The following is a 24,078-nucleotide window of genomic DNA, read 5'->3' on the forward strand; positions in this document are numbered from 1 at the left end:
GATGGCAGATTTCCGGCTCACCACCAAGGTTCAGGTCAGTGGCTGGCGCTTCCTGCTCCGCCGCGTCGAGCACGCCATCGTGCGGCGCGACACCCGCATGTTCGACGACCCACTGCAGTTTTACAGCCGGTCGGTGTCGGCGGGCATCGTCGTCGCGGTGCTCGTCTGTCTCGGCGCGGCGATGATGGCCTACTTCAAACCACAGGGCAAGCGGGGCGAGGACGCGCTCCTCGTCGACCGCAGCACGAACCAGCTGTACGTCGTGATGCCGGGGACACAGCAGATCCGTCCCGTGTACAACCTCACCTCGGCCCGGCTGGTTCTCGGCCACACGGGTGAACCACAGGTCGTCAAACCTGCCGAACTCGCGAAGATGTCGAAGGGCCAACCGATCGGTATCCCCGGGGCGCCCTACGCGACAGCGGTGAACGGCACGCCGGGCACCTGGTCGGTGTGCGACACCGTCACCAAGCCCGAGAGCGTCACCCCGACCGTCGAGACCTCGGTGCTCGTCGAACCCGTCGTCGCGGGCGGCGGCGTCGGTCCCATCCGTCCGGATCAGGGCGTGCTGGTCAAGTACCAGGACAAGACCTGGCTGATCACCAGGGACGGACGGCATTCGATCGACCTCGCCGATCGAGCCCTGACCTCCGCCGTGGGAATTCCCGTCGGGTCGAAATCGGCGCCCATCTCGTCCGGCCTGTTCAACGCGCTGCCGAACGTCGGCCCCTGGGCTCTGGCCCCGATCCCGGCCGCGGGCGCGCCCAACACCGTCGGCTTGCCACCGAATCTGGTGAACGGCACGGTGTTCCAGACCGTCACCGACGCCAGCAAGCAGCAGTACGTGGTGCTGCCCGACGGCGTCGCGAAGGTCAACGACACCACCGCGGCCGCGCTGCGGGCCACCAACTCGTACGGGCTGATCTCGCCGCCGTCCGTGGAATCCAGTGTCGTGGCCAAGATTCCCGAGCAGACCTACACCTCCCCGTTGCCGGCCAAGCCCATGACCATGCTGCTGCCGCAGGACGATCCGACCGTGTGCTGGACATGGCAGCGGGAAGCCGGCGACCAGGGCGCCAAGACCACGGTGATCGTCGGTCGGCACCTGCCGATCCCGGCGAGCTCGATGGGCAACGGCATCAAGCAGATCAGCGGCGACGCCACCGTCTACATCGACGGCGGCCAGTACATCCGGCTGCAGTCCCCTGATCCGCGGTACGGCGAGGCCCAGTACTACGTCGACGCGCAAGGGGTCAGGTACGGGATCGCCAACAACGACACCGCGAAGGCCCTCGGTCTCAGCGGCGCCACCACGGCGCCGTGGCAGGTGGTCGGCCTGCTGATGGAAGGCCCGGTGCTGTCGAAGGAGGCGGCGTTGCTCGAACACGACACACTGCCGGCGGATCCAAAACCGCGGAAGGTGGGTGGCGGCAACAACGAGGCCGCGGCTCCGTCGCATCCGGGAGGTGCGTCATGACGACCAAGAAGTTCACCCCGTCGATGAAGCGCGGTCCACGCTTGACGCCGGGTGAGATCAACGTGACGCCACCGGATGACCTGGGCATCGAAATCCCCGCGTCCGGCATGCAGAAGGCGATGCCGTACGTCATGGGTGGCGGCATGCTCGGAATGATCGCGATCATGATCTTCACCGGTGTCCGCCAGCTGTCGCCGTACATGCTGATGATGCCGCTCATGATGATCATGGGCACCGTCGGTTACATGGCCAGCGGCGGTGGCGGCGGCAAGAAGGTGCCGGAGATCAACGAAGACCGCAAGGAGTACCTGCGGTACCTGGCCGGCCTGCGGACCCGCGTGACGTCGTCCGCGGATGCCCAGGTGACGTTCTTCAGTTATCACGCACCGCATCCCGAGGACCTGCTGTCGATCGTCGGCACCCAACGGCAGTGGTCGCGCAGCGTCAGCGGCAACAACGCCGACTTCTTCATGGGAGCCCGCATCGGCATCGGCGCGCAGGCGGCGGTGGACCGGCTGCTCAAGCCGAACATCGGGTCGGACCTCGCGGGCCCGATGGCCGCACCCCAGGCCCACCTGGAACCGGTCAGCCACATGTGGGTGACCAAGTTCCTGCGCACCCACGGTCTGGTGCACGACTGCCCGAAGCTGGTGATCCTCAAGAGCTACCCGACCATCGCGATCGGTGGCGATCCAGAAGGGTCGCGGGGTCTGCTCGCCGCCATGATCTGCCACCTGGCGGTCTTCCATCCGCCGGACCTGCTGCAGATCCGGGTCCTGATGGACGACCTCGACGATCCCGACTGGGCGTGGCTCAAGTGGCTGCCGCATGTGCAGAGCCAGACCGAGTTCGACGACGCAGGACCCAAACGCCTGGTGTTCACCAAGTCGGACGGGCTGGCTGACCTGACGGCGCGCGGTCCGCACAGCGCCGACGCGCCTCCCTCTGGGCCCTATGTGCTGGTGGTCGACCTGACCGGCGGCAAGGCCGGCTTCCCGGTCGACGGCCGCGCGGGCGTCACCGTCATCACCAAGGGCAACCACAAATCCGGATACCGCATCAAGGTCAATCCTGATGGCTCATGCGAGGACCGGGCTGCGAACCAGCCGTGGCGCGAGGTGACCACCGTGACCGACTCGGTCACCCCGGCGTCGGCCGGCCGGTTGGCGCGCAAGCTCGCGGGGTGGTCCATCACCGGAACGATCATCGACAGGGGCACCCGCGTCCAGAAGAAGGTGTCGAGCGAGTGGCACCACCTGGTGGGCGCGCGCACGGTCGAGGAGGTCACACCACGGCGGTGGCGGATGTACCAGGACACCGACCAGGACCGCTTGCGGATTCCGTTCGGGCATCAGCTCAAGAACGGCGAGATCATGCATCTCGACATCAAGGAAGGTGCCGAATTCGGTGCCGGCCCGCACGGCATGCTGATCGGTACGACGGGTTCCGGCAAGTCGGAATTCCTTCGTACCCTGATCCTTTCGCTGGTGGCCACGCACCATCCGGATCAGATCAACCTGTTGCTCACCGACTTCAAGGGCGGTTCGACTTTCCTCGGCATGGAGAACCTGCCGCACACCGCGGCGGTCGTCACCAACATGGAAGAGGAAGCCGAACTCGTCAGCCGTATGGGCGAAGTGCTCACCGGTGAGCTGGACCGTCGGCAGAACATTCTGCGCCAGGCCGGCATGCAGGTCGGCGCTGCCGGTGCGTTGTCCGGTGTCGCCGAATATGAGAAGTACCGGGAACGCGGAGCGGATTTGCCGCCGCTGCCAACGCTTTTCGTGGTGGTCGACGAGTTCGCGGAGTTGTTGCAGAACCATCCCGACTTCATCGCGCTGTTCGACCGCATCTGTCGCGTGGGCCGGTCGCTGCGTGTGCACCTGCTGCTGGCAACGCAGTCGCTGAACACCGGTGGTGCCCGCATCGACAAGCTGGAGCCGAACCTGACGTACCGAATCGCGTTGCGCACCACCAGCTCCGCCGAATCCAAGGCGGTGATCGGTACGCCCGAGGCGCAGTACATCACCAACAAAGAGAGCGGCGTCGGCTTCCTGCGGGTCGGTATGGAGGATCCGGTCAAGTTCAAGAGCATCTACACCGGTGGTACCTACGTGCCGACGGTGGCGGACGGCGACGACGGTGATGATGCGCCACGAGTGGTGGCGCAGAACACCTTCCGTATCCGCCCGTTCACTGCTGCGCCGATGGCGGATTCGGGGATCGGACGATGACCAACACCGAACAGCGCGCCTTGCGTGAAGTGGTGCTGAACCAGCTGACGACCGGAGAGAGCCGGGCGTACAAGATGTGGCTGCCGCCGCTGCTGGATCCGGTACCGGTCAATGAGCTGGTGGAGCGCGATCATCGGGCCCCATTGCGCTTCGGCCTGGGCATCATGGATGAACCCCGCCGCCACAAGCAGGAAGTGTGGGGCATCGACACCTCGGCCGCCGGTGGGAACATCGCCGTCGGTGGCGCGCCGCAGACCGGGAAGTCGACCTTCCTGCAGACGCTGGTGTTGTCGGCGGCTGCGACCCACTCGCCCAGGCAGGTGCAGTTCTACTGCGTCGACCTCGGCGGTGGCGGCCTGATGTATCTCGAGGACCTGCCGCACGTCGGTGGCGTCGCCACCCGTTCTGAACCGGACCGGGTGATGCGTGTCGTCGCGGAGATGAAAGCCGTTCTGCGGCAACGTGAATTGACGTTCAAAGAGCATCGCATCGGTTCGATCGCCAGTTACCGGCAGTTGCGTGAAGATCCGAATCATCCTGCGTCGCAGGACCCATTCGGGGACGTCTACTTGATCATCGACGGCTGGCCGGCATTCATCGGTGAATTCCCGGACCTGGAGCCGGTGGTGCAAGACCTCGCCGGTCAGGGCCTCGCGTTCGGTGTGCACGTCATCATCTCGACGCCCCGCTGGACGGAGCTGAAATCCCGCGTCCGTGACTACCTGGGGACCAAGGTCGAGTTCCGGCTCGGTGACGTCAACGAGACGCAGATCGATCGCATCACCCGTGATATCCCGACGAACCGACCCGGTCGGGCGGTCTCGATGGAGAAGCACCACCTGATGATCGGTGTGCCCCGGATGGACGGCGTGCACGGCGCCGACGACCTCGTACCGGCCATCACCGCGGCCGTCGACCACATCGCGTCGCTGCACACTGACATGGCACCGCGCGTCCGCGTGCTGCCCGAGCGGATCTACCTGAACGAACTCGATCCGAATCCGCCCGGACCCGAAAGCGACTACCGGACCCGCTGGACAGTGCCGGTGGGCGTGCGCGAATCTGACCTGTCGGTGGCGTACAACCACATGTACAACACGCCGCACCAGCTCATCTTCGGTGCGCCGAAGTCCGGCAAGACCACCATCGCGCATGCGGTGGCAGAGGCGATCTGCAAGCGCAACAGCCCCGACCAGGTGCGGTTCATGCTGGCGGACTTCCGTTCGGGCCTGCTCGACGCCGTGCCCGAGACGCACCTGCTCGCGGCGGGCGCCATCAACCGCAACATCGCTGCCCTGGAGGAGTCGATCAAGGCGCTGGCGGTCAACCTGAAGAAGCGGCTGCCGCCGCCGGACCTGACCACGTCGCAACTGCGCACGCGCTCCTGGTGGAGCGGTCCGGACGTCGTGCTCCTGGTGGATGACTGGCACATGATCGTCGCGGCCAGCGGTATGGGGTCGCCGATGGCGCCCTTGGCGCCGCTATTACCGGCCGCCGCCGACATCGGGCTGCACATCATCGTGACGTGTCAGATGAGTCAGGCGCATCGATCCACGATGGACAAGTTCGTCGGTACCGCTTACGGCGCCGGAACGCCGACGATGTTCCTCTCGGGTGAGAAATCGGAGTTCCCGTCGAGCGAGTTCAAACTCCGTCGCAGGCCCCCTGGCCAGGCACTTCTGGTCTCGCCAGACGGCAAGGAGGTCATCCAGGCGGCCTATGTTGATCCTCCGGCGGAATAAGTGTAGGTGACCCCCCAAAACCCTCGGTAGTATCTGATTCAGACGTTCAGCAACGGCTAAACGCCCGCTGAACGGCACAGGGGAACGGGGGTTCCGTGGGGGATCTTCAATTCGCATTCGTGCCGTTCGCACAATTCCATACCGCGATCTTGAATTGGTAAGGAGAAAAGAAATGCAGCCTTTGGAGCACGAAGAGGGCGCAATCGGCGTCGGTACTCAGGTCGTCGCCAACGGAACCCGTGGCGTGGCCACCGGCACCGCCACCATGGCTGAGGCCGGCGCCCTGGTTCCGGCCGGTGCGGACGAGGTGTCGATGCAGGCCGCCATGGCTTTCGCTGTCGAGAGCGTCGAGGTCATGGGCATCAACGCCTTCGCCCAGGAAGAGCTGGCGCGCGCCGGTGCAGCGTACGTCGAGGCCGGGGCCATGTATGAGGCGACCGACGTGGCTACGGCCGCGACTCTGATCTAGCCCTGCTACAACGAGCCCTAGAGCCTGAGGACAGCGAATTATGGGCCTACCCGCCATGCCGGCGATGTTCTACGGAGCATTTCCGCCGGAGGTGAACACCGGCCGGCTGATGGCCGGCGCAGGTGCTGCGCCGATGCTGCAAGCGGCCGCAGGCTGGGAGGCGTTGGCTGTTGCGCTGGAGACGCAGGCGGTGGAGCTTGCCGCGAGTTTGTCGGAGCTGAGCGCCAACTGGTCGGGCATGGGCAGCGAACGTGCCGTCACGGCAACCATGCCGATGGTGACGTGGTTGCACACGACTGCGATCCAGGCGCAGAAGCGTGCGATGCAAGCGTTGGCCCAGGCCGAGTCGTACACCTTGGCCTTGACCAGTACTCCGCAGCTGCCGGAGATCGAGACGAACCACGTCACGCACGCCGTGCTCGAGGGTACGAATTTCCTGGGTATCAACACGGTCCCAATCGGCTTCAACGAGGCGGACTACGCGCGGATGTGGGCGCTGGCGGGCACCGTGATGGAGGCCTATCAAGCCGAGACCACCATGAACACCCTGTTCGAACCGATTCTGCCGGCCAAGCCCATCGTGATACCGGGTGTCGGCGAGGCCGCCGTGGCAGGGATCGTCGCGCATGCCGCGATGGGGGTTTCGGAGGCAGTGGCGCGCAACCTGGTCATCGCGCAGGTGGCCAGCCAGTCGGCAATTGAAGACGCGGCGTTGATGGTCGGTAATGCAGCGGCGCAGGCCAATTTCGCCGCAGGGCGCGCGCAGAATCAAGTGTCCAAGGCGGAATCGGCGGCGCAACGCTCGAGTGAGCAGCAGGACAAAGGGCAGCAGGGCGCCCAGATGATGATGCAGGTGGTGTCACAGCTCGGTTCACAGGCAGCGCAGCTGCCGCAGCAGCTCGGCCAGCTCATCACACAGCCTGTCCAGCAGTTGAGCCAGCCGATGCAACAGGTGACGCAAATCTTCAGTCAGCTGGGCAGCAGCTTCGGACAGAACAACGGGCCGCAGATCGGCCTGATGGGCGCGAGCCCGTTCTCCAACCACCCGCTGGCGGGTGGCTCGGGGGCGACATCAGGCGCCGGCCTGGTGCGGGCAGCGTCATTGCCGGGCTTGGGCGGTTCGGCACCGCGGACGCCGCTGATGGCCTCACTGGTCGGCAGCCTTGGAGGCCCCCCGACTGCCTCGCTCGAGGCGGGCGCGGCGGCCGGTGCGGCCGGCGCCGGCAAGGCGCCGGTAAGCAGTGCCGGTGGTGGCGGGGCCGGAATGGGGCCCCGTGGCAAAGGAGAGAAGGGCGGAGGGACGAGGGAGGCCCTCAAAGCCCCCGGGGTTCTGGTGCAGGACCTCGACGACGATGACGACGATTGGTGAATCGTCGCGTCACACAAAGGCTTTCCGGCCCCGGGGGGTCGGCAAGGACTCGCCATTCCCGTGGTGAGGACACAGGAAACAGAAAAGGTGATCCAGCATGACGAGCATGAATACAGATGCCGAAGTCCTCGCCTCAGAGGCAGGGAATTTCGATCGCATCGCGGGCGAGCTGACCGGCGTCAAGACCCACGTCGATGCGGTTGCGGGCCAGCTCGCGGCGCACATGAAGACGCCCGAGGCGGGCATGGCGGCGCAGGCCGCACTGGCGCGCTTCGACGAGGCCATGACGCAGCAGCTCAAGGAGCTGGCTGATATCTCGTCCAACATCCAGACCGCCGGCGTGCAGTACACCGCGGCCGACTCCGACGCCGGGTCGTCGCTGTCGAGCCAGATGCAGATCTAGATCTAGTCAGACATCGACCACGACGTACAACGACTTAGAAGCGGAGAAGACAAATGGCACAGGATTGGAATTTCGCGGGCATCGAAGGAAGCGCCGGCGACTTGGCTGGTGCGGTGAACACGACGCACGGCCTGCTGGACGAAGGCAAGGCCTCGCTGGCGAAGCTGGCTTCCGTCTGGGGCGGCTCGGGTTCCGAGGCCTACCAGGCCGTTCAGCAGCGGTGGGACAACACTGCGATGGAGCTCAACAACGCGCTGCAGAGCCTCGGGCATGCCGTCAGCGAGGCAGGCGGCAACATGCAGTCGACCGAGCACGGCGTCACCGGAATGTTCGGCTAGGCGATCAGCACGACGCAACACAGGAGGTGGGCAGGTCGGCGTAGGGTCGACTCTGCCCACCTCATGTGCGTTCCCGGAGTAATCCGCCCACCATCGAGAGGTACTCATGTCCGCCGACTATGACCGGCTCTTCAACAACTCGCCGGGCCAGGCCGACAACGAGGAAGCCACGCGCACCGTCGACCATGCGACCCTTGCTGCCGCCGCGCAGATGTCGGCCTCCGCGGCCGCTGCCTCGGCTGCAGGGGCCGAACCGCCGTCGGGTCCGCCCGTTGCCGCGCAACAGCAGCAGCCGTCGGGCATGGTCCCGCCGCCGCGGCCGTCTGAAGTGACGACTCAAATGCCACCTACGCCACCGCAATTCATGCAGAACGGCCTGATGCGCTCGCCGCAGGGCGCGCCGATGGCCGGGGCGCAGTACGAGCAGCCGCAGCACGCCCCGATGATGATGCCGCCCCCGCCGCGGCACATGCAGCCGCCCCCACAGCACTACGCCATGGATCCCCAGGCCGACATGCAGTGGACCGAGCAGCACATGCCGGATCAGACGTCGGCCGCCACCATCGGCGACCACCGCGCCATCGACGCGCTGTCTCACGTGGGTGTGCGGGCCGGGGTGAAGATGCCGTCGCAGCGCGGCTGGCGCCACATGCTCTACCTGCTGACCCGCATCAACCTGGGCCTGTCGCCCGACGAGCTCTACGAGTTGGACCTCTACGCCAGGATTCGCCGGAATGCCCGCGACTCGTACCAGATCGGCGTGCTCGGACTGAAGGGCGGCGTCGGCAAGACGGCTGTGACCGTCACTCTCGGTTCCGTCATGTCGAAGGTCCGTGGCGATCGGATCCTGGCAGTTGACGCCGATCCGGATGGTGGCAACCTGGCCGACCGGGCCGGTCGGCAGTCGGCGGCAACCATCTCGGATCTGTTGTCGGACAAGGAACTTGCGCGATACAACGACATCCGCGCGTACACCAGCATGAACGCCTCCAACCTCGAGGTGCTGTCGTCGGCCGAATACAGTGTGGCGCGCCGTGACTTCAACGAAGAGGACTGGGCCGCCGCGGTCAAGATCGTCTCGCAGTACTACAACCTCGTGCTCGCCGACTGCGGAGCCGGTTTGTTCCACCAGGCCTCGCGTGCGGTCCTGTCGACCGTGTCCGGATTGGTGATCGTGGCCAGCGCCTCGATCGACGGTGCCCGCCAGGCCGCGGTGACCATGGACTGGTTGCGGCAGAACGGATATCAGGACCTGCTGGGCCGGGCGTGTGTGGTCATCAACCACGTGACGCCGGGCAAGACCAACATCGACGTCGACGACCTGGTGCAGCAGTTCGAGCGGCACGTGCCGGCCGGCCGCGTCGTCGTGCTGCCGTGGGACAAGCACATCGCCGCCGGTTCGGACATCCAGTTCGACTTGCTGGGCAAGACCTACCAGCGCCGGATCACCGAACTCGCCGCTGCGCTGTCCGACGACTTCGACAGGCTCGAGCGCCGGTGACCGCATCGGCCGGCCCTGCAACCGCTGCGCCAACCGCGGCAGTTGAAAATCCGACAAGGCAGTCGACCACCCGGGTCACCATCATGACCGGTCGCCGCATGACCGACCTGGTCCTGCCGGCGTCGACGGCGATCGAGACCTACATCGACGAGACGGTCAACGTGCTCGCCGATCTGCTCGACGACACCCCGGCTGAGGTGCTGGCCGGGTTCGACTTCAAGGCGCAGGGCGTGTGGGCGTTCGCACGCCCGGGTTCGCCGCCGCTGAAGTCCACCGAGTCGCTCGACGACGCCGGCGTCGTCGACGGGGCGCTGCTGACCTTGGTGTCGGTGAGCCGGACAGAGCGGTACCGACCACTGGTCGAGGACGTTATCGACGCGATGGCGGTGCTCGAGGAGTCGCCCGAGTTCGACGGTGACGCGCTGAAACACCTTGTCGGACTCGCCATCCCGGTCGCGACGCTCGCAACCGCCGGGGCGTCGTTGTGGTCGTGGTCGCAGTCCGGCCACGGATGGTGGTGGCCGGTCGCCCTCGGCTTGCTGGGAGCGCTGGTGTTGGCCGGAAGCTTCGTCGCGAAGGGACGATACGACAACGTCGACCTGTCCGAGAGTCTCCTCGTGGCCTCGTTGCCGCTGTTGGGTGGCGCGGCGGCACTGGCGGTTCCGCTGCCGCGCGGCATCAATGACATGGGCGCACCACAACTCGCAGGTGCGGCGGCGGTGATCCTCATCGTCGTGTTGGCGACCCGCGGCGGCCCGCGGAAACGCGCAGCAGTGGCAGCATTCCTGGCAGTCATCGCGGCCGCGGTGACGGGTGCCGCCATCGCTTATGGGTATGGCGGAGCAGACTGGGTTCCCCCGGGCGCCGTCGCCCTGGGTCTCATCGTGATCACCAACGCGGCGAAGCTAACGGTCGCAGTGGCGCGGATCGCCCTCCCGCCGATCCCCGCACCGGGTGAGGTGATCGCCAATGAAGAGTTGCTGGATCCTGTGGCTGCGCACAGTGATGTCATCGACGAGGAGTCGGCGACCTGGCGTGCGATCATCGATTCTGTGCCCGATTCCGCGGCGCGGCTAACCGAACGCAGCACGCTGGCGCGTCAGCTGTTGATCGGGTTCTTGAGTGCGGGCGTGACGATCCTGACCTACGGTGCCATCGCGACGGTCGTGCAGGGGCACTTCTTCGTGCACTCGATGATCGTCGCTGCACTGGTCACTGTCATCTGCGCCTTCCGATCGCGGCTGTACGCCGAGCGGTGGTGCGGCTGGGCGTTGTCGGCGGCGACGGTGGCCATTCCGACCGGCGTGATGATCAAGTTGGTGTCCTGGGATCCGGACGGCGCGTGGTTGGTGATCGCGCTGTACGTCGCCCTCGCGGTGGTGGCACTGGTCATGATCGGCGCGACCGACGGCGTCGGCCGGGTGTCGCCAGTGACGAAACGGATCCTGGAACTGACCGACGGTGCCGCGATTGCCGCGGTGATTCCCCTTCTGCTGTGGATCGCCGGGGTCTACGACAGCATCCGGAACATCCGGTTCTGACGGGTCCATCCGGCCGCTCCGATCTGCGATACCGCCGCGCGACCGGCCCGCCGGCGCCCGTACGGTGTCTTGAGTAGTCAATTTTTAGGGAGACCACGATATGTCCGAAAATCACGAGGCCGGCCCGGTGAGCGAGCAGCCACCGGCGGCAGGTGATCTCGAGGAGAAGACCCAGGTAGTCGATCGGTCGGCATTCCAGCAACCGAGCGCAACAACCCCGGAGACGGGCGACCAGACTCAGGTCGTGCCGCCCTCGGTCACCGCCCCGCAATGGCAGCCGCCACAGCCTCCCGCCGCGCCGAATCCCTACGGCCAGCAGGTGCCGCCCGCGGCCCCGCAGTGGCAGCCGCCGCAGCCCGGCTATCAGCCGCCCGCTCCGCAGCCGCAGTTCGGTCAGCCCGGAGTCCCGGTACCGCCGCAGCCTGAGCAGCCGTGGAATCCCGCGGGTGCGCCCGTGCCGCCGCCTCCCGGGTTCGGCGCTCCGACGTACGGCGCCCCGGGTTTCGGTGCGTCGGTGCCGCCGCCGGGATTCGGCCCGGGTGGTGCCCAGCCAGGTTTCGGCGCACCCCAGCCAGGCGGATACCCCGGTCCGGGTGGTCCGCAGTTCGGTGCACCGCAGCAGACGCCCGTCGACATGGCCAAGTCGCTGCTCACCAAGGGTGATTCGTTCATCTTCCGGTTGATGACGCGCGGCGTCCGCGGCGAGCTGATCCAGCAGCCGTGGTTCCAGAACATGCGGAACAACCCGCAGGGTTCCAACCAGTTCGTCTACATCGGATACGCCGGAGCGGTGCTGATCGGGTTGTTCCTGAGCCTGTTCGGCGGCATCGGTTCGCTCATCGCATGTGTGGTCTGGCTCGGGTTGGCCTACTGCTTCCTGGCGCTGGGCACGAAGCTGGCGGCGCAGTTCGTGGCCTACGGAATTTGCGGTGTGGGTGCGGCGGCCAGCCTGCTGGGTGTGTTGATCGGCATCATCGGCCTTGCGGGCGTGAGCAGCAGCCCCTACGTCAGCGGTACCCTCACGGCGATGCTGATACTGGCAGTGGTGATCAACGGCGTCATCGCAATTGTGCTGGGCTACATCGGGATTCAGGTCCACAAGGGTATTCAGAAGATCGCTACCGGTCAGTTCTGACAGCCCGGTCGATGAACGGTGCACCCTGAAATCGGGGTGCACCGTTCGCTGTTCTGAAGCTGCCGGCAGGCCATAGTCTGGACCGAACGTCAGGGGGGCACGATGACAGACGACTTCGGATTGCGGGTGATACGCGGAGCGGCGCTGCGACGTTCGGTGGCGCTGTGCGCGGTGACGCTCCTGGCGGGCTGTGCGCCGACCGTCACCGGCACTGCGGTGTCGCCCGTCAACGACCCCTTCCACGTCGCCGATCTGCCGGCCAAGGACGGCGCGAGTGGGTTGCGGGACAACGCGCCTGCGGCGGTGGGCAAGGTGCAGAACACCAACAATGGCGACGTCGATCGACTGGCGTTACAGGCCATCAACGACATTGCCGAATACTGGCAGCACGACTACAGCGCTTCAGGTTTGAAGGGTTCGTTCAAGCCGATCGAGAAGTTCCTGTCGTACGACGCCCGCGATCGGAACAGTCCGGAGGCGTGCGACGAGGATACCGCCGGCCTGGTGAACGCCTTCTACTGCCCCAGCGAGAAGCTCATGGCGTGGGACCGCGGCGTCATGGTGCCGACCGGCCGCAAGTACTTCGGCGACGTCTCCGTCGCCGGCCTGATCGGGCATGAATACGGTCACGCGATCCAATACATGGCCAAATTGGTGACCCGCAGTACCCCGGTCATCGTGCGTGAGCAGCAGGCCGACTGCTTCGCCGGCGCGTATCTGCACTACGTCGCGGCGGGTGATTCCAAGCGGTTCATGATGAGCACCGGAGACGGCCTCAATCATGTGCTCGCCGGGTTGATCACCGTCCGGGATCCAACGCTGGGTCCGCACGACGGCGACATGCTCACTGATGGTCACGGCACCGCGCTGGACCGCGTCAGCGCATTCCAGCAGGGTTTCACCGTCGGGCCGCAGGCCTGCGCGGCCATCGATCTGGACGACATCAAGCAACGCCGCAAGGGGCTGCCGATGGAGCTCGAAGATGAGCCGATGGACGACGACCACAGATCCGCAGACCTGCCGATCGACAAGGACACGATCGGCACCTTGGTCGAGTTGCTCGGGGTGATCTACTCCCCGAAACAGCCACCGAAGTTGACGTACGAGCCGGCGAAATGTGATATCTCCCAGGGTGATTCGCCTGCATCGTACTGTCCGTCGACGAACACGATCTCGGTGAATCTGCCTACCCTGAAGCAGATCGGCACGCCGGCCGACATGGCCGAGAAGACCCTCATTCAGGGTGACAACACGGCGTTCTCCATCGTGGTGTCGCGGTACATGATGGCGCTCGAGAACCAGCGCGGGGTCAAGCTCGACAACCCGACGGCCGCACTGCGCACAGCCTGCCTGACCGCGCTGGCCCAGCGACAGATGGCCAAGCCGCATGACCTGCCCAGTGGTGCCAGCCTGCAGTTGACCGCAGGCGACTTGGACAAGGCCGTCGCCGGGCTGCTCACCAACGGCTACGTCGCCACGGCGGTCGACGGGCAGGGCGTTCCGGCCGCGTTCACCAGGATCGCGGCGTTCCGGGCCGGGCTGGCCACCGATGACGAGGGCTGCTACAAGCGCTACCAGTGAGGAGAGTGCATTCGTGAGCTCCGTCCCGCCGCTCATCGTGACGCTCGGTGGCGCAATGTTCACCTTTCCGCCCGGCAAGGAGGTCACTGTCGGCCGTGGCGAGGCATCGGACGTCAGAATCCCTGACGCCGGTCCTGGCGCCAAGCACGTGGTGTCTCGGTTGCATCTGATCATCCGGGTGGACCCCGCGGTCGGGCAGTGGGTGGCAATCGACAAGTCCCGCAACGGAATCTTCGCCAACCGAACGCGGGTGCCGTCGGCCGTCATCAGTGACGACCTGGTGCTGGCCGTCGGAGCCCCGGACGGGCCGCAGTTGCATTTCCGGACGGCCACACAAGTCATTCCGGTCGCCAAGTACCGGCAGCCACCGGCGCAGATGGCGCCCCCGCGTCCGACGCAGCCGATTCCTCAACCGCCACGGTCGATTTCGCAACCACCGCCGCCACCGCAGCGTCCGGCGGCACCGACCCCCGCGCCGCACCGCTCATCAGGTCCGCCTGCGGGCGCCGTCACCATCGGCCGGCACTCGACCGCGGCCATCAAGGTCGAAGACTCGCTGGCCTCCCGGATCCACGCGTACCTGGTGCCCGCCCCGACCGGAACCCAGTTGTACGACAACGGTTCGGGCAATGGCACTTTCGTCAACGGCCACCGCGTCGAGGCCGTCACCCTGCGTCCCGGGGACGTCATCACCATCGGCAACACCGACTTGGTGTTCGCCGGCGGTACCGCGGTCCAGTCGCGGCAGGCGGTCGCGACCGGTGGCATCGAGGTACGCCAAGTCGGGCTCGCCATCGACGGCCACCAACTGCTCACGAACGTCTCGTTCGACGCCCGACCCGGCACTCTCACGGCGGTGATCGGACCCTCGGGGGCGGGCAAGTCGACGTTGATCAGGCTGCTCGGCGGCGTTACCAAACCCACGTCAGGGCAGGTTACTTTCGACGGGCACGACGTGCACGCGCACTATGCGTCGCTCCGGTCGCGGATCGGCATGGTGCCCCAGGACGACGTCGTGCACCGGCAGTTGACGGTCAGCCAGGCACTGAACTACGCAGCCGAACTTCGGTTGCCACCCGACACGACCAAAGACGATCGCCACTCGGTGGTGGAACGTGTACTTGCCGAGCTGGAACTCACTCAGCACCGAGACAAGCGGGTGGACAAGCTGTCGGGTGGGCAGCGCAAGCGCGCCTCGGTGGCGCTCGAATTGCTCACCGGCCCATCACTTCTGATCCTCGACGAGCCCACTTCTGGGCTGGACCCGGCGTTGGACCGGCAGGTCATGCAGATGCTGCGCCGACTGGCCGATGCCGGGCGCACGGTCCTGGTGGTGACGCACTCGCTCACCTACCTGAACATGTGCGACCAGGTGCTGCTCCTGGCGCCCGGTGGCAAGACCGTCTATGCGGGACCGCCGCAAGCGGTCGGCTCGGCGATGGGAACCCAGGACTGGGCAGACATCTTCGCCTGGGTCTCGGCCAATCCCGATGCGGCGCATGCGGTGTTCCTGCAGAACAACCCGGCCGCCAACCAACCGCCTGCGCCGCCGGAGCCCGCCGGCCCGCTCGGCGCTCCGGCCCGCACCAGTACCGGCCGCCAGATGCTCACCGTTGCGCGCCGGCAGCTGCAGCTGATCTTCGCCGATCGGATCTACATCGGCTTTCTGTTGCTGCTGCCGTTCATCCTGGGCGCGATGTCGCTGATTGTGCCGGGAGACACCGGTTTTGGAGTGGCCACTGTGGGCCACTCCCCCAATGAACCGAACCAGTTGCTCATCGTCGCCAATATCGCGGCGGTATTCATGGGGACCGCGCTGACGATCCGCGACTTGGTCGGTGAACGCACGATCTTCCGCAGGGAGCAGGCGGTCGGCTTGTCCGCAGCCGCCTACCTTTCTGCAAAAATCGTTGTGTACAGCGCATTTACCGCAATACAGACGGCGATCGTGGTGGCGATCGTGGTGATCGGGAAGGGCGGGCCCACCCAGGGTGCATTGCTGCTGGGCAGCCCGACGCTCGACCTGTATGTGAGTCTGACTGTGGCAGCGATCGTTTCGGCGATCCTGGGGCTGTTGTTGTCCTCGGTGGCGCGGTCCAGCGAGCAGATCCTGCCGATGCTCGTCGTCGTCATCATGTTGTCGATCGTGTTCTCCGGCGGCATGATTCCCGTCACTGGACGCCTCGGCCTGGATCAGGCGTCGTGGTTCCTTCCGGGGCGGTGGGGATTCGCGGCGTCGGCCAGCGTGGTCGACTTGCTGAAGATTGCTCCGCTCATGTCGGTCGACGACCAGCTGTGGCACCACGAATTGCGTTGGTGGGCCCTCGATATCGGCGTGCTGGTGCTGCTCGGGGCAGTAGCTGGGTTCGTGGTCTACCGACGGCTGCGGCTGCCCGGTGATGGCACGAAGACGAGAGCGCCGAAAGTCGCGGGGATCGTGGTTGCCGTTGTGCTGGCTGCGGGGTTTGTGGCCGGTATGACCTACCTGACCCGAGACTCAGGAAACCGGCCGACGCAACCGACGGGACCCGCTGCGCCGCCCAAGGCGGCTTCCCAGGGGCACCGCATCGATCTGGCCGGCCTGCTTCCTGACGGCAAGGTGGTGAGCGCTGTCATGCAGTCGCCGCCGATGACTACCGCGACCATCGTCACCGCGGAAACTCCACGGGTTGGTACGGCAACTCCCCCACCGTGTGCCGGTGTCGCCGACGCGGGCAGCTCCGGGACCTTCGCGCCAGGATTCACGGGAATGTCGGGAATGGAGCTGCACAATCCGGCGGATCCGAACGTGTGGATGGTGGCGTACGCCGTAGGCTACCCGGGACCTCAAGCGGCAGAGCGGATTCCGGCCGCGGCCACGTGGGCCGGCTGCGCCAACATGGCCGTCACGTTCACGGCCGACGGCCAGCCGCCGCGGCAACTGGCGGTAGGTGCGGTCACGTCCGACAAGGGCACTCTCACTGCGGTGTTCACAGAGCCGGGACGCGGCTGTCAGCACGTGCTGACGACCAAGGTTGATGTGGTGATCGACGTGTTGACGTGCAGTTCGGGCGGCGGCACTCAGGCCACGGACCTGGCCAAGCAGATCGCTGACAAAGTCGGCTGACGGAAGGATCAGATGAACCCCTGGCGTACTGGAGTGCTCATCGGAGCGGTGGTCGTTGTGGCGGCGGGTTGTTCGGTCACCGACCGGAAGGTCTCGGGCACCGCCACGACGGCCACGGCTGCTGCATCTCCGACGACGTCGACGTCAGCTGTCGCCAAACCTGTCGATGATGCAGGCCTGCCGAAGTTGTTGGGCTCCCCGTCCGCGATCAGCGACCTGATGGGCGTTGCGATGACGCCGGAAGCGATCTTCAGGAAACCGGATACCAAGCTGCGGGTCGAACCGATCAGGTGCCTCGAAGCCGTCATGCCGGCTCTCGACACCATTGGGTACTACGGCCGAACGGGTTTCGCGGGGCAGCTTCTCCATGGAGATCAGCATGCTCAAGTCGTGCAGGTGGTTGCCGCGTTTCCCACAGATGTGGAGGCGGCGGACTTTCGTGAGGCGACCACCCGACTATGGCGGTCATGCCAGAACCAGCAGGCGACAGTCACGGGCGGTCAGGCGCCGCTCACGTACGCGCTGGAGGGGGTGGAATCGGTCGATTCCGTCGCGAGCGTTCCGATATCGGCGACTGCCGGCGATGGGACCCGAGTTCGTTGTCAGCACTCATTGGGTGCGCGAAGGAACGTGATCATCGATGTACGGGTGTGCGGTCCGAACGTCGGGAACAAGGGACGCGACCTGGTGGCGAAGATTGCCGCAGGCCTGTGACTCAGCGGATGACGCTCATCAGCGGAACAAAGTTGGCGTTGAGATACTCGGTAGCCAGATAACCGCCGGGATCGGCAAGTGCTGCAACGCTATTGGGGTCATCCACGATGATCATCGATCCGCGGTAGGCGGCCAATTGGTAGGGAAGCCCCGCTGCCCCACCGTTACCGGCGGCTTTGTCGGTTCGCACGACGACCAGCACTTCGCTGTGAATCAAGAACAATTTCCCGAGGTCTGGCATCGACCGGGTTGAACTACTGTCGCTTGACTTGCGACGCAAGTCGGCGTCGTAGTTCAAACCGAGCGAACTGAGATAGTCCGCTGCGTTGGACGGTGTCAGCGTCTGGCTGACGCCGTCGTCCGACACGTGGATCACCTGGACGCTCTTCCCCGCGGCTCGCGGATTCTGATTCTTCAGGTCGCTCTGCTGGGACGACACCTGATCAATGAGGTTGTCGGCGTCCTTGTCTCGGCCGAGAATCTTGCCGATCCATTTGAGCTGGGTCTGCCAGTTCCATGCCCGGCTGGTGTCTTTGGGCTGAGTCACGGTCGGGGCGATCGCCGCGAGGCGCTGGTAGGTCGCGTCGTCGATCTCGCCGGTCGCGATGATGACGTCGGGTTTGGCGGCCTGAATGGCGCTGGTGTCGATGAAACCGACGGTGTCCTTGACCGACGGGTTCCCGGTGATCTTGGACTGCAACCACGAGGGCAGGGACGTGCCTGCGCCGGCAATGGCCACCGGTTGTAGCCCGAGCGACAGCACTGCGTCCGCGTCGCCGGGGCCCAGGGCGGCGACAGCTGTTGGTGCCTTGGTGATTTCGGTGCTGCCGTGGGCGTGGGTGAACGACTGCGCGGTGTAGGCCGGGGCGCCGGGCTTGCCGATGAGCAGTATCGAGGCGACGACCACGATGACGGTGACCACGGCAGCTGCCGCGGCGCCGATGACCAGTCGACGTTTGCGTGAACGTTTCTGTGGCGCGGCTGGAAGATCGGGTGCCGCCATCTGGCGAGGCATCGGGCCACGTGGTGGTCCGGGCGGGTAGGGGCCGCTGAACTGCCCGCTGGGATACGTCAGCACGCCGCTGGGCGGCGTCGGCTGACGCGGCGGCCATGATTGCGGCCCCGGGGGTGGCAGATGGCCGGGTGGCTGTGGTGCCGGGCCGGTGTTCGCAACGGCGGCCGTTGCCGCGGCGGCGAATTCGCGCGCGGTCTGGAATCGAACGTTGGGATCTTTTGCCATCCCCCGGGCGATCACTTCGTTCAGTGCCCACGGCAGGTGGGGCACGCGGTCAGTGACGCGCGGTATCTCTCCTGTCACGTGTGCCGCGGCGATCGCGGCTATGCCGCCGGGGAGTCCTCCGTACGGCGTCCGGCCGGTGAGCAGCACGAAGAAGCTGCAGGCGAGCGAATAGACATCTGCTCGAGAATCGACGTGCTGCCCGCTCAGTGCTTCGGGCGGGGCGTAGGCGATGGACGCCATCACCGAACCGTCGGTGGTCAGGTGCGCGGCATCGTCGAATGCGCGAGCAATTCCAAAGTCCGCCAGGAAGACTCGTTCGTCATCGCCGGGATCCTCTGGATTGGCCAGCAGGAAGTTGGCGGGCTTCACATCGCGGTGCATGATGCCGCGCCGGTGTGCGTAATCGAGGGCCTTGGCGACTTCGGTGATGATGCGGGCCGCCCGCGCGGGTGACATCCGCCCGGACCGGACTTCCTGATCTGCGTCGGTTCCCGCGACGTACTGCATGGCGATCCACAGCTGGCCCGCCTCGGTTTCACCGCGCGAATAGACGGCGACGATGTTGGGGTGGTCGAGGGTGGCGGCGACGTTGGCTTCGCGGAGGAAACGCTCACGGAACTGGCCATCACCCTGAATGGAGGTCGTGAGTACCTTCAGGGCATCGCTGCGGGGCAGCTGTGGGTTCTTGGCCTTGTAGACCACACCCATGCCGCCGACACCGAGGACGGATTCGATGGTGTAGCCGGCCACGATGTCGCCGGGATTGAACGTCGAGGTCATTGTCGTCCGATTATTTCGCAGTCAGCAGCAGATACTGGGAGGCCATCCGCTGGGTGGCGTCGAATGGTTGCAACGATGCTGCGGTGTAGACCCACCGGTCCAGTGCTGCAGAGCAGGAGTAGACCCGCGCCTTTACCTCGGCGGTGTCGGTTGCCTGGCACTTCGCGGAAGGGAGACCGGCTACGCTGGGGCCCGGTTCGGTGGGATTCTTGGCGTCAGGCTCGGCGAACTTCTGCGCGAGCTGCGTCGCGGCCGCGGCGTCCTTGGCACGGTAGAGGTGGGTGCCGCGTACTGAAACGACGTCTACGTCGGCTGCCGTCAAGTCTGTGCCCGTTTGCAGCGGGTCGTCACTGAAATGAAGTATGCCGAGCGGCCCCCATAGGCCCTGATTTCCCTTCTGTTCCTTGGTAGGCACCGTCCGGCTGAGCAGGCCTTCAGGATCGGTCCGCATGGTGGCGAACTGCGCTGGATCGGTCGGCTGGAACTTGTCGATGCGCGAAGTCTGCAGATCCAGCGCCTTGGCAACGAACTGTGTTGCGGTGTCGACGTTTACGTCACTCAACGCGTATTGATACAGCACGTATGGCCCGTGCGGCGTATAGGCACTGACCGTGAAACTACGGTCTGCCGTTGTGGACTCGTGCGCGAGCGCTTCCGGGTGTCCGGGAATTGGTATCGGTTGATTGGGTGTCGCCCGATCGATGGCCGGCGCCTGCTCTGAGAATTGGCGGGCGGCATCGTTGGCCAAGTCAGCTGTCGGGAATCGCAGTACCAGAATCACCAATTGGTTGTCGTGATCCGCGCCGCGGATGGTTCCGCGACCGGAGCCGAACCCATTGATCAGTTGATGATCTTTCGCGATCTGCTTCATGGGACCGGGTTCGACGCTGCTCAGACGATCGGCATCGAGAAATAGGCCCGTCACGTTCACCCCGATGCTGATCAGGGTGGGATCGACTTCCCACGGTCCGACGACGAATTCGCCGAGCCGTTCGGCATCGATGAGGCGTCCAGATTCGGCGCCCGGTTTCATCGCCGGCCCGGGCTTGGGTGCCGTCGGATAGTTTCCTGGGTTGAGGAGGCTCACGATGGCGTCGCCTGGCTTGAATGACGGGTCTTTGGCCGCGTCACCCGTCGTCACCGTTGTGCAGCCCGCCAGCAGTGACACTGCCGCAGTCGCTGCGGTCAAACTGGCGATCTTCATGACGCTCCCCATCGTCTCCCCGGACTTGCGCAACGCCGAGGCAGTGCGCAGTTACTCTCCGCGAACTGTACGCATTCGAGTGTTTGAGTGCCTCAGTCGCTGTGGCTCGCGGTCGGAGCGCCTTGAACCGGAGGTGTAGCTATTTCGCGGTCAGCAGTAGGTATTGGGATGCCATTCGTTGTGTGGCGTCGAATGGCTGCAACGAGGACGCCGTGTACACCCACCGATCGAATGACGCGGTGCAGTCGTAGACGAGCGCCTTCACTTCGGCGTAATTGATCGCCCGGCACTTGGCCGAGAACAGGCCGGGTACGGTGGGGCCCGGTTCGCTGGGGCTTTTCCCGCCGGGCTCGGCCAACTTCCGCGCGAGCTGGGTCGCGGCGGCGGCGTCTTTCGCCCGATAGAGGTAGGTGCCGCGCACTGAGATGACGTCTACGCCGGCTGCCGTCAACGCCGCTGCGGATTGGACCGGGTCGTCGTCGAAATGGAGGAGGCCACGTGGTCCCCACAAGCCTTGATTGCCCTTGTGCTCCTTGGTGGGCACCGTCCGCACGAGCAGTCCTTCAGGATCGGTCTGCATGGTCGCGAACTGAGTGGGGTCAATCGGCCTGAAGTCATCGATCCTGCGTGCCTGCAGATCGAGCGCTTTGAGTGCCAATTGCGTGGAAACGTCGGCGCTTTCCTGTGCCGTACCGCTCTGAATCAAGACAAATGGGCCATGCGGCGAAATGATTGAAGTGGCGAAAGTCCCGTCCGGCATGGTGATTTGGAGCATCTGCGATTCCGGATGTCCAGGGACCGGGATGTCGAGTTTCGTTGAGGGATCATGGATGCGCGGGTGCTGCGTGTAGAAATCAGATGCTGCGGCAGCCGCTTCGTCGGGATTTGGAAAGCGCAAAACGGTGTTCTGCAGCTTGCGGAGGTGGTCGACGTTTACGCCCGTGTGGCGGCCGGAGCCGAATCCGTAGATCAAGTGGTGCTGTTGCGCCAGTTGGTCGAGCTCAGGCGACAGGAGCGATACGACACTAAACAACAGACCGGTCGAAATGAATCCGACGTTCAGCAGCTGCGGGTCAACTTCCCATGGGCCGACGACGTACTCGCCCATGCGTTCGCCGTCGATGATCCGGCCGCTTTCGGCTCCCGGTTTCATCGCAGGCCCCGGCTTCGGTGCCGTCGGGTAGTTGCCCGGGTTCAGCAGACTCACGATGGCGTCACCCGGCCTGAATGACGGGTCTTTCGTTGCATCGCCGGTCGTCGCCGTTGTGCAGCCGGCTAGCAGTGACACTGCCGCAGCCGCCGCGGCCAGCTTGGCGATCTTCATCCAGTGATCGCTATGGCTGAGCGGGCGGATTGCCGGCCGTGATCTCGGCGACCAGCTCGTTGAGGCGGGCCCGGTCGGCGTCGATGGCTTCAGTGGCCTTGGCGGTCGCGTTGCCGAGGGCCTCGTTGATCCGGGCTTCGACGGTATCCGCGCCGAGGCGGAGCAGACCGTCCTCGATGAACAGATCCGTCAGCCAGTGGTGGCCGTTGAGGGTGACCTCGACGGTCTTGGCTTCGTCGGTCGCGGTGAATGACTCGGTGTTCATCTTGGCGAGCTGCTCGTCCATGACCGACTGCAGGCGCTGGGCCTGCTGGAGAACCGCAGCGACCTCGGGATGCATCTCGATCATTTGGTGTCCTTCTTGTCATCGATCTTGGTGCGTCGCCGGTGTCCGATGACGCCGTCGGTGAAGGCGCGGTCTTCCTTGTACAGGACCTCGTCGGGCGACAGACTCGCGTTGCGCTTCTTTTCCTTGCCGCCTTCGCGGCCACCGCCGTGGCCGCCACCGCCCATGCCGCCACCCATACCGCCGCCGCCGCCGACCGGTGGACGGCCTGCGGCCTGGCTGGCGCCGCCCGCTGCCGCACCGCCAGCGCCCACCGCCGGTGCGACGGCCGCCGGCTGCATGGGCTGGCCGCCCAGTCCGGCGCCACCGCCGCCGGATCCCCCGCCCGCGCCGCCGCCGGCAGAAGCCGGGCTCACGCTCGGACCGTCGGGCAGGCTCGGCATCTCCGGCTTGTCGCCGCCCAAGCCTCCGGGCATCCCGCCGCTCGGTGAACCCTGCCCGGATCCGCCTGACGGGGAACCGCCACCGGAAGGTGAACCGCCAGAAGGTGATCCGCCGCCCTCGGGTTTCTGAGCTCCGGCACTGGCCGGGCTGACGCTCGGTGATTCCGGCATCGTCGGTGCCCCACCGCCTGGGGTCCCGCCGCCGCCCCCGGACGGGCCACCTCCGCCAGGACCCTGAGGTGTGGCCTTGCCCGGGTCGCCCTTCTTGGGCGCTACATCGCCGGGCTTGACTGCGGGCCACGCGCTCGACCCGAAATTGGGCGGCGGCGGTGTGACGAGGGAACGGATCGCCGCCTGCTGCGCGTACTTCGCCCGCACGGTGTCGGACTCCTGCTGCTTGGTGGCGTGGCCGGTGAAGAAGTCGTACGCCGCCTGCCCCACGGTCGCGAGCACACTGGCATTCTCGTAGTCCGCCACGTCCTGCATGCTGGGGTGCTCGGGTCGCCTGCCGCCGTGGATCGCTGACAGGTCTATGGCCTGGACGGCCAGGTTGTTCGCGGCCTGGGTCATCGCTGTCAGCCAGGTCGAGTAGTCCTTGAGCGCTTGCTCTGCGGCTTCGGCGGCGTCGCCCTCCCACTCGACGCCGGTCATGTTGAACTTGCCGTTCAACTCAGCGAGTTTCGCTGCCACTGCGGTCATTTTCGCGCCGAACTCGATCATCGAGGACCCCTGGTCGCCGCCGTTGATCTGCGCAGCGGCCTGCTCCCAGTTCATGCCGGGATTGCTGGGGTGTGACTCTCCGGCGCCAAGTGATTCGAGCATCCAGGGCAAACTGCCGACCGGGTCTGCGGGGGCCGGAGCCGGGGGGAGGTTGGGAGTGATGGGCGCACCCCCGCCGGCGCCCAGCTCAGTGGCATTGATACCGGATTTCCCGGCCGCGTCGGCGGCGTCGTAGGCCGCGGCGGCCGCCCGTAGGCAGGCGGCCAGTCGCCGGTTCTGAGCTCGCCCGGCCTTGAGTGCGGCGTCGAGCTGCTGCAGGTTGTTGTTGAGGAATCCGGCGGCCTCTTGCGCGATCGCCAACTCACATGGCGCTTTGGGCGCCTGCGGCAAAGTGGGCAGGTCAACGTCAACTTGTGCTGCCTTGGCGTTCAGCGTCTCCGAAGAGACCTTCAGTTTTCCAGCCATCTACTT

General features: G+C 65.8%; 19 protein-coding genes. 13 read left to right on the forward strand and 6 right to left on the reverse strand.

Features of this window, described 5'->3' with window-relative positions:
* Position 1: 1 nt before the first annotated feature.
* The 12 genes from eccB (at position 2) to ACWW1C_RS00335 (ending at position 16,896) form a co-directional block, all read left to right on the forward strand.
* Positions 2–1,477 carry a type VII secretion protein EccB gene (gene eccB, locus ACWW1C_RS00280; protein WP_455981560.1) on the forward strand — a complete coding sequence of 492 codons (1,476 nt, stop codon included), beginning with the start codon at positions 2–4 and terminating at the stop codon, positions 1,475–1,477.
* The gene (eccCa, locus tag ACWW1C_RS00285; protein ID WP_455981561.1) at positions 1,474–3,711 is read left to right on the forward strand and encodes a type VII secretion protein EccCa; all 2,238 of its coding nucleotides are present in this window, start codon (positions 1,474–1,476) and stop codon (positions 3,709–3,711) included. The genes eccB and eccCa overlap by 4 nt, the downstream gene beginning before the upstream one ends.
* Positions 3,708–5,453: a type VII secretion protein EccCb gene (eccCb, locus tag ACWW1C_RS00290; protein ID WP_455981562.1), complete on the forward strand. Its 1,746-nt coding sequence runs from the start codon at positions 3,708–3,710 to the stop codon at positions 5,451–5,453. The genes eccCa and eccCb overlap by 4 nt, the downstream gene beginning before the upstream one ends.
* A 172-nt stretch (positions 5,454–5,625) precedes the next feature.
* Complete coding sequence (locus tag ACWW1C_RS00295) at positions 5,626–5,922, forward strand: PE domain-containing protein (RefSeq protein ID WP_455981563.1); 297 nt, start codon at positions 5,626–5,628, stop codon at positions 5,920–5,922.
* 40 nt (positions 5,923–5,962) lie between these two features.
* The gene (locus ACWW1C_RS00300; RefSeq protein WP_455981564.1) at positions 5,963–7,291 is read left to right on the forward strand and encodes a PPE family protein; all 1,329 of its coding nucleotides are present in this window, start codon (positions 5,963–5,965) and stop codon (positions 7,289–7,291) included.
* A gap of 97 nt (positions 7,292–7,388) precedes the next feature.
* The gene (locus ACWW1C_RS00305) at positions 7,389–7,694 is read left to right on the forward strand and encodes a WXG100 family type VII secretion target (RefSeq protein WP_455981565.1); all 306 of its coding nucleotides are present in this window, start codon (positions 7,389–7,391) and stop codon (positions 7,692–7,694) included.
* Between the two features lie 53 nt (positions 7,695–7,747).
* Positions 7,748–8,032 (forward strand): WXG100 family type VII secretion target, encoded by a 285-nt coding sequence (locus ACWW1C_RS00310; protein WP_061000005.1) that lies wholly within the window; start codon positions 7,748–7,750, stop codon positions 8,030–8,032.
* A 106-nt stretch (positions 8,033–8,138) separates the two neighbouring features.
* Positions 8,139–9,533, forward strand: a complete 1,395-nt coding sequence (locus tag ACWW1C_RS00315; RefSeq protein WP_455981566.1) for a nucleotide-binding protein — start codon at positions 8,139–8,141, stop codon at positions 9,531–9,533.
* Positions 9,530–11,074, forward strand: coding sequence for a type VII secretion integral membrane protein EccD (eccD, locus tag ACWW1C_RS00320; RefSeq protein WP_455981567.1), 1,545 nt, complete (start codon positions 9,530–9,532; stop codon positions 11,072–11,074). Before ACWW1C_RS00315 ends, eccD begins: the two co-directional genes overlap by 4 nt.
* A gap of 100 nt (positions 11,075–11,174) precedes the next feature.
* Positions 11,175–12,209 carry a hypothetical protein gene (locus ACWW1C_RS00325; RefSeq protein WP_455981568.1) on the forward strand — a complete coding sequence of 345 codons (1,035 nt, stop codon included), beginning with the start codon at positions 11,175–11,177 and terminating at the stop codon, positions 12,207–12,209.
* Between the two features lie 102 nt (positions 12,210–12,311).
* Positions 12,312–13,790, forward strand: a complete 1,479-nt coding sequence (locus ACWW1C_RS00330) for a neutral zinc metallopeptidase (RefSeq protein WP_455981569.1) — start codon at positions 12,312–12,314, stop codon at positions 13,788–13,790.
* On the forward strand, positions 13,759–16,896 hold the full coding sequence (locus ACWW1C_RS00335) for an ATP-binding cassette domain-containing protein (protein ID WP_455981570.1): 3,138 nt from the start codon (positions 13,759–13,761) through the stop codon (positions 16,894–16,896). Before ACWW1C_RS00330 ends, ACWW1C_RS00335 begins: the two co-directional genes overlap by 32 nt.
* An 8-nt stretch (positions 16,897–16,904) precedes the next feature.
* Here ACWW1C_RS00335 and ACWW1C_RS00340 read toward each other — a convergent pair whose 3' ends face one another.
* Positions 16,905–17,204: a hypothetical protein gene (locus ACWW1C_RS00340; protein WP_455984509.1), complete on the reverse strand. Its 300-nt coding sequence runs from the start codon at positions 17,202–17,204 to the stop codon at positions 16,905–16,907.
* Between ACWW1C_RS00340 and ACWW1C_RS00345 the strand changes: the two genes are divergently transcribed.
* Positions 17,116–17,610, forward strand: a complete 495-nt coding sequence (locus ACWW1C_RS00345; protein ID WP_455981571.1) for a sensor domain-containing protein — start codon at positions 17,116–17,118, stop codon at positions 17,608–17,610. The genes ACWW1C_RS00340 and ACWW1C_RS00345 overlap by 89 nt on opposite strands.
* A 1-nt stretch (position 17,611) precedes the next feature.
* On the opposite strand, the gene ACWW1C_RS00350 is transcribed toward ACWW1C_RS00345, so the two are convergent.
* The 5 genes from ACWW1C_RS00350 to ACWW1C_RS00370 form a co-directional block, all read right to left on the reverse strand.
* Complete coding sequence (locus ACWW1C_RS00350; protein ID WP_455981572.1) at positions 17,612–19,630, reverse strand: serine/threonine-protein kinase; 2,019 nt, start codon at positions 19,628–19,630, stop codon at positions 17,612–17,614.
* A gap of 10 nt (positions 19,631–19,640) precedes the next feature.
* Positions 19,641–20,834 carry a DUF7373 family lipoprotein gene (locus ACWW1C_RS00355; RefSeq protein WP_455981573.1) on the reverse strand — a complete coding sequence of 398 codons (1,194 nt, stop codon included), beginning with the start codon at positions 20,832–20,834 and terminating at the stop codon, positions 19,641–19,643.
* Positions 20,835–20,973: 139 nt separating this feature from the next.
* Entirely contained in the window at positions 20,974–22,158 is a 1,185-nt protein-coding gene (locus ACWW1C_RS00360) for a DUF7373 family lipoprotein (protein ID WP_455981574.1), read from the reverse strand.
* 10 nt (positions 22,159–22,168) lie between these two features.
* On the reverse strand, positions 22,169–22,507 hold the full coding sequence (locus ACWW1C_RS00365; protein ID WP_455981575.1) for a YbaB/EbfC family nucleoid-associated protein: 339 nt from the start codon (positions 22,505–22,507) through the stop codon (positions 22,169–22,171).
* Entirely contained in the window at positions 22,504–24,072 is a 1,569-nt protein-coding gene (locus tag ACWW1C_RS00370) for a PPE domain-containing protein (protein WP_455981576.1), read from the reverse strand. Before ACWW1C_RS00370 ends, ACWW1C_RS00365 begins: the two co-directional genes overlap by 4 nt.
* Between the last annotated feature and the right edge of the window lie 6 nt (positions 24,073–24,078).

The sequence above is a fragment of the Mycobacterium sp. HM-7 genome (assembly GCF_053852335.1).

Coding starts and splice junctions, on each gene's coding strand:
- ACWW1C_RS00335 (WP_455981570.1), top strand. CDS start 13,759: ATGACGAGGGCTGCTACAAGCGCTACCAGTGAGGAGAGTGCATTCGTG.
- ACWW1C_RS00310 (WP_061000005.1), top strand. CDS start 7,748: ATGGCACAGGATTGGAATTTCGCGGGCATCGAAGGAAGCGCCGGCGAC.
- ACWW1C_RS00305 (WP_455981565.1), top strand. CDS start 7,389: ATGACGAGCATGAATACAGATGCCGAAGTCCTCGCCTCAGAGGCAGGG.
- ACWW1C_RS00360 (WP_455981574.1), bottom strand. CDS start 22,158: ATGAAGATCGCCAAGCTGGCCGCGGCGGCTGCGGCAGTGTCACTGCTA.
- ACWW1C_RS00350 (WP_455981572.1), bottom strand. CDS start 19,630: ATGACCTCGACGTTCAATCCCGGCGACATCGTGGCCGGCTACACCATC.
- eccCb (WP_455981562.1), top strand. CDS start 3,708: ATGACCAACACCGAACAGCGCGCCTTGCGTGAAGTGGTGCTGAACCAG.
- eccCa (WP_455981561.1), top strand. CDS start 1,474: ATGACGACCAAGAAGTTCACCCCGTCGATGAAGCGCGGTCCACGCTTG.
- ACWW1C_RS00325 (WP_455981568.1), top strand. CDS start 11,175: ATGTCCGAAAATCACGAGGCCGGCCCGGTGAGCGAGCAGCCACCGGCG.
- ACWW1C_RS00355 (WP_455981573.1), bottom strand. CDS start 20,834: ATGAAGATCGCCAGTTTGACCGCAGCGACTGCGGCAGTGTCACTGCTG.
- eccB (WP_455981560.1), top strand. CDS start 2: ATGGCAGATTTCCGGCTCACCACCAAGGTTCAGGTCAGTGGCTGGCGC.
- ACWW1C_RS00315 (WP_455981566.1), top strand. CDS start 8,139: ATGTCCGCCGACTATGACCGGCTCTTCAACAACTCGCCGGGCCAGGCC.
- ACWW1C_RS00330 (WP_455981569.1), top strand. CDS start 12,312: ATGACAGACGACTTCGGATTGCGGGTGATACGCGGAGCGGCGCTGCGA.
- ACWW1C_RS00345 (WP_455981571.1), top strand. CDS start 17,116: ATGGGCGTTGCGATGACGCCGGAAGCGATCTTCAGGAAACCGGATACC.
- ACWW1C_RS00295 (WP_455981563.1), top strand. CDS start 5,626: ATGCAGCCTTTGGAGCACGAAGAGGGCGCAATCGGCGTCGGTACTCAG.
- ACWW1C_RS00365 (WP_455981575.1), bottom strand. CDS start 22,507: ATGATCGAGATGCATCCCGAGGTCGCTGCGGTTCTCCAGCAGGCCCAG.
- ACWW1C_RS00340 (WP_455984509.1), bottom strand. CDS start 17,204: ATGACGGCTTCGAGGCACCTGATCGGTTCGACCCGCAGCTTGGTATCC.
- ACWW1C_RS00300 (WP_455981564.1), top strand. CDS start 5,963: ATGGGCCTACCCGCCATGCCGGCGATGTTCTACGGAGCATTTCCGCCG.
- ACWW1C_RS00370 (WP_455981576.1), bottom strand. CDS start 24,072: ATGGCTGGAAAACTGAAGGTCTCTTCGGAGACGCTGAACGCCAAGGCA.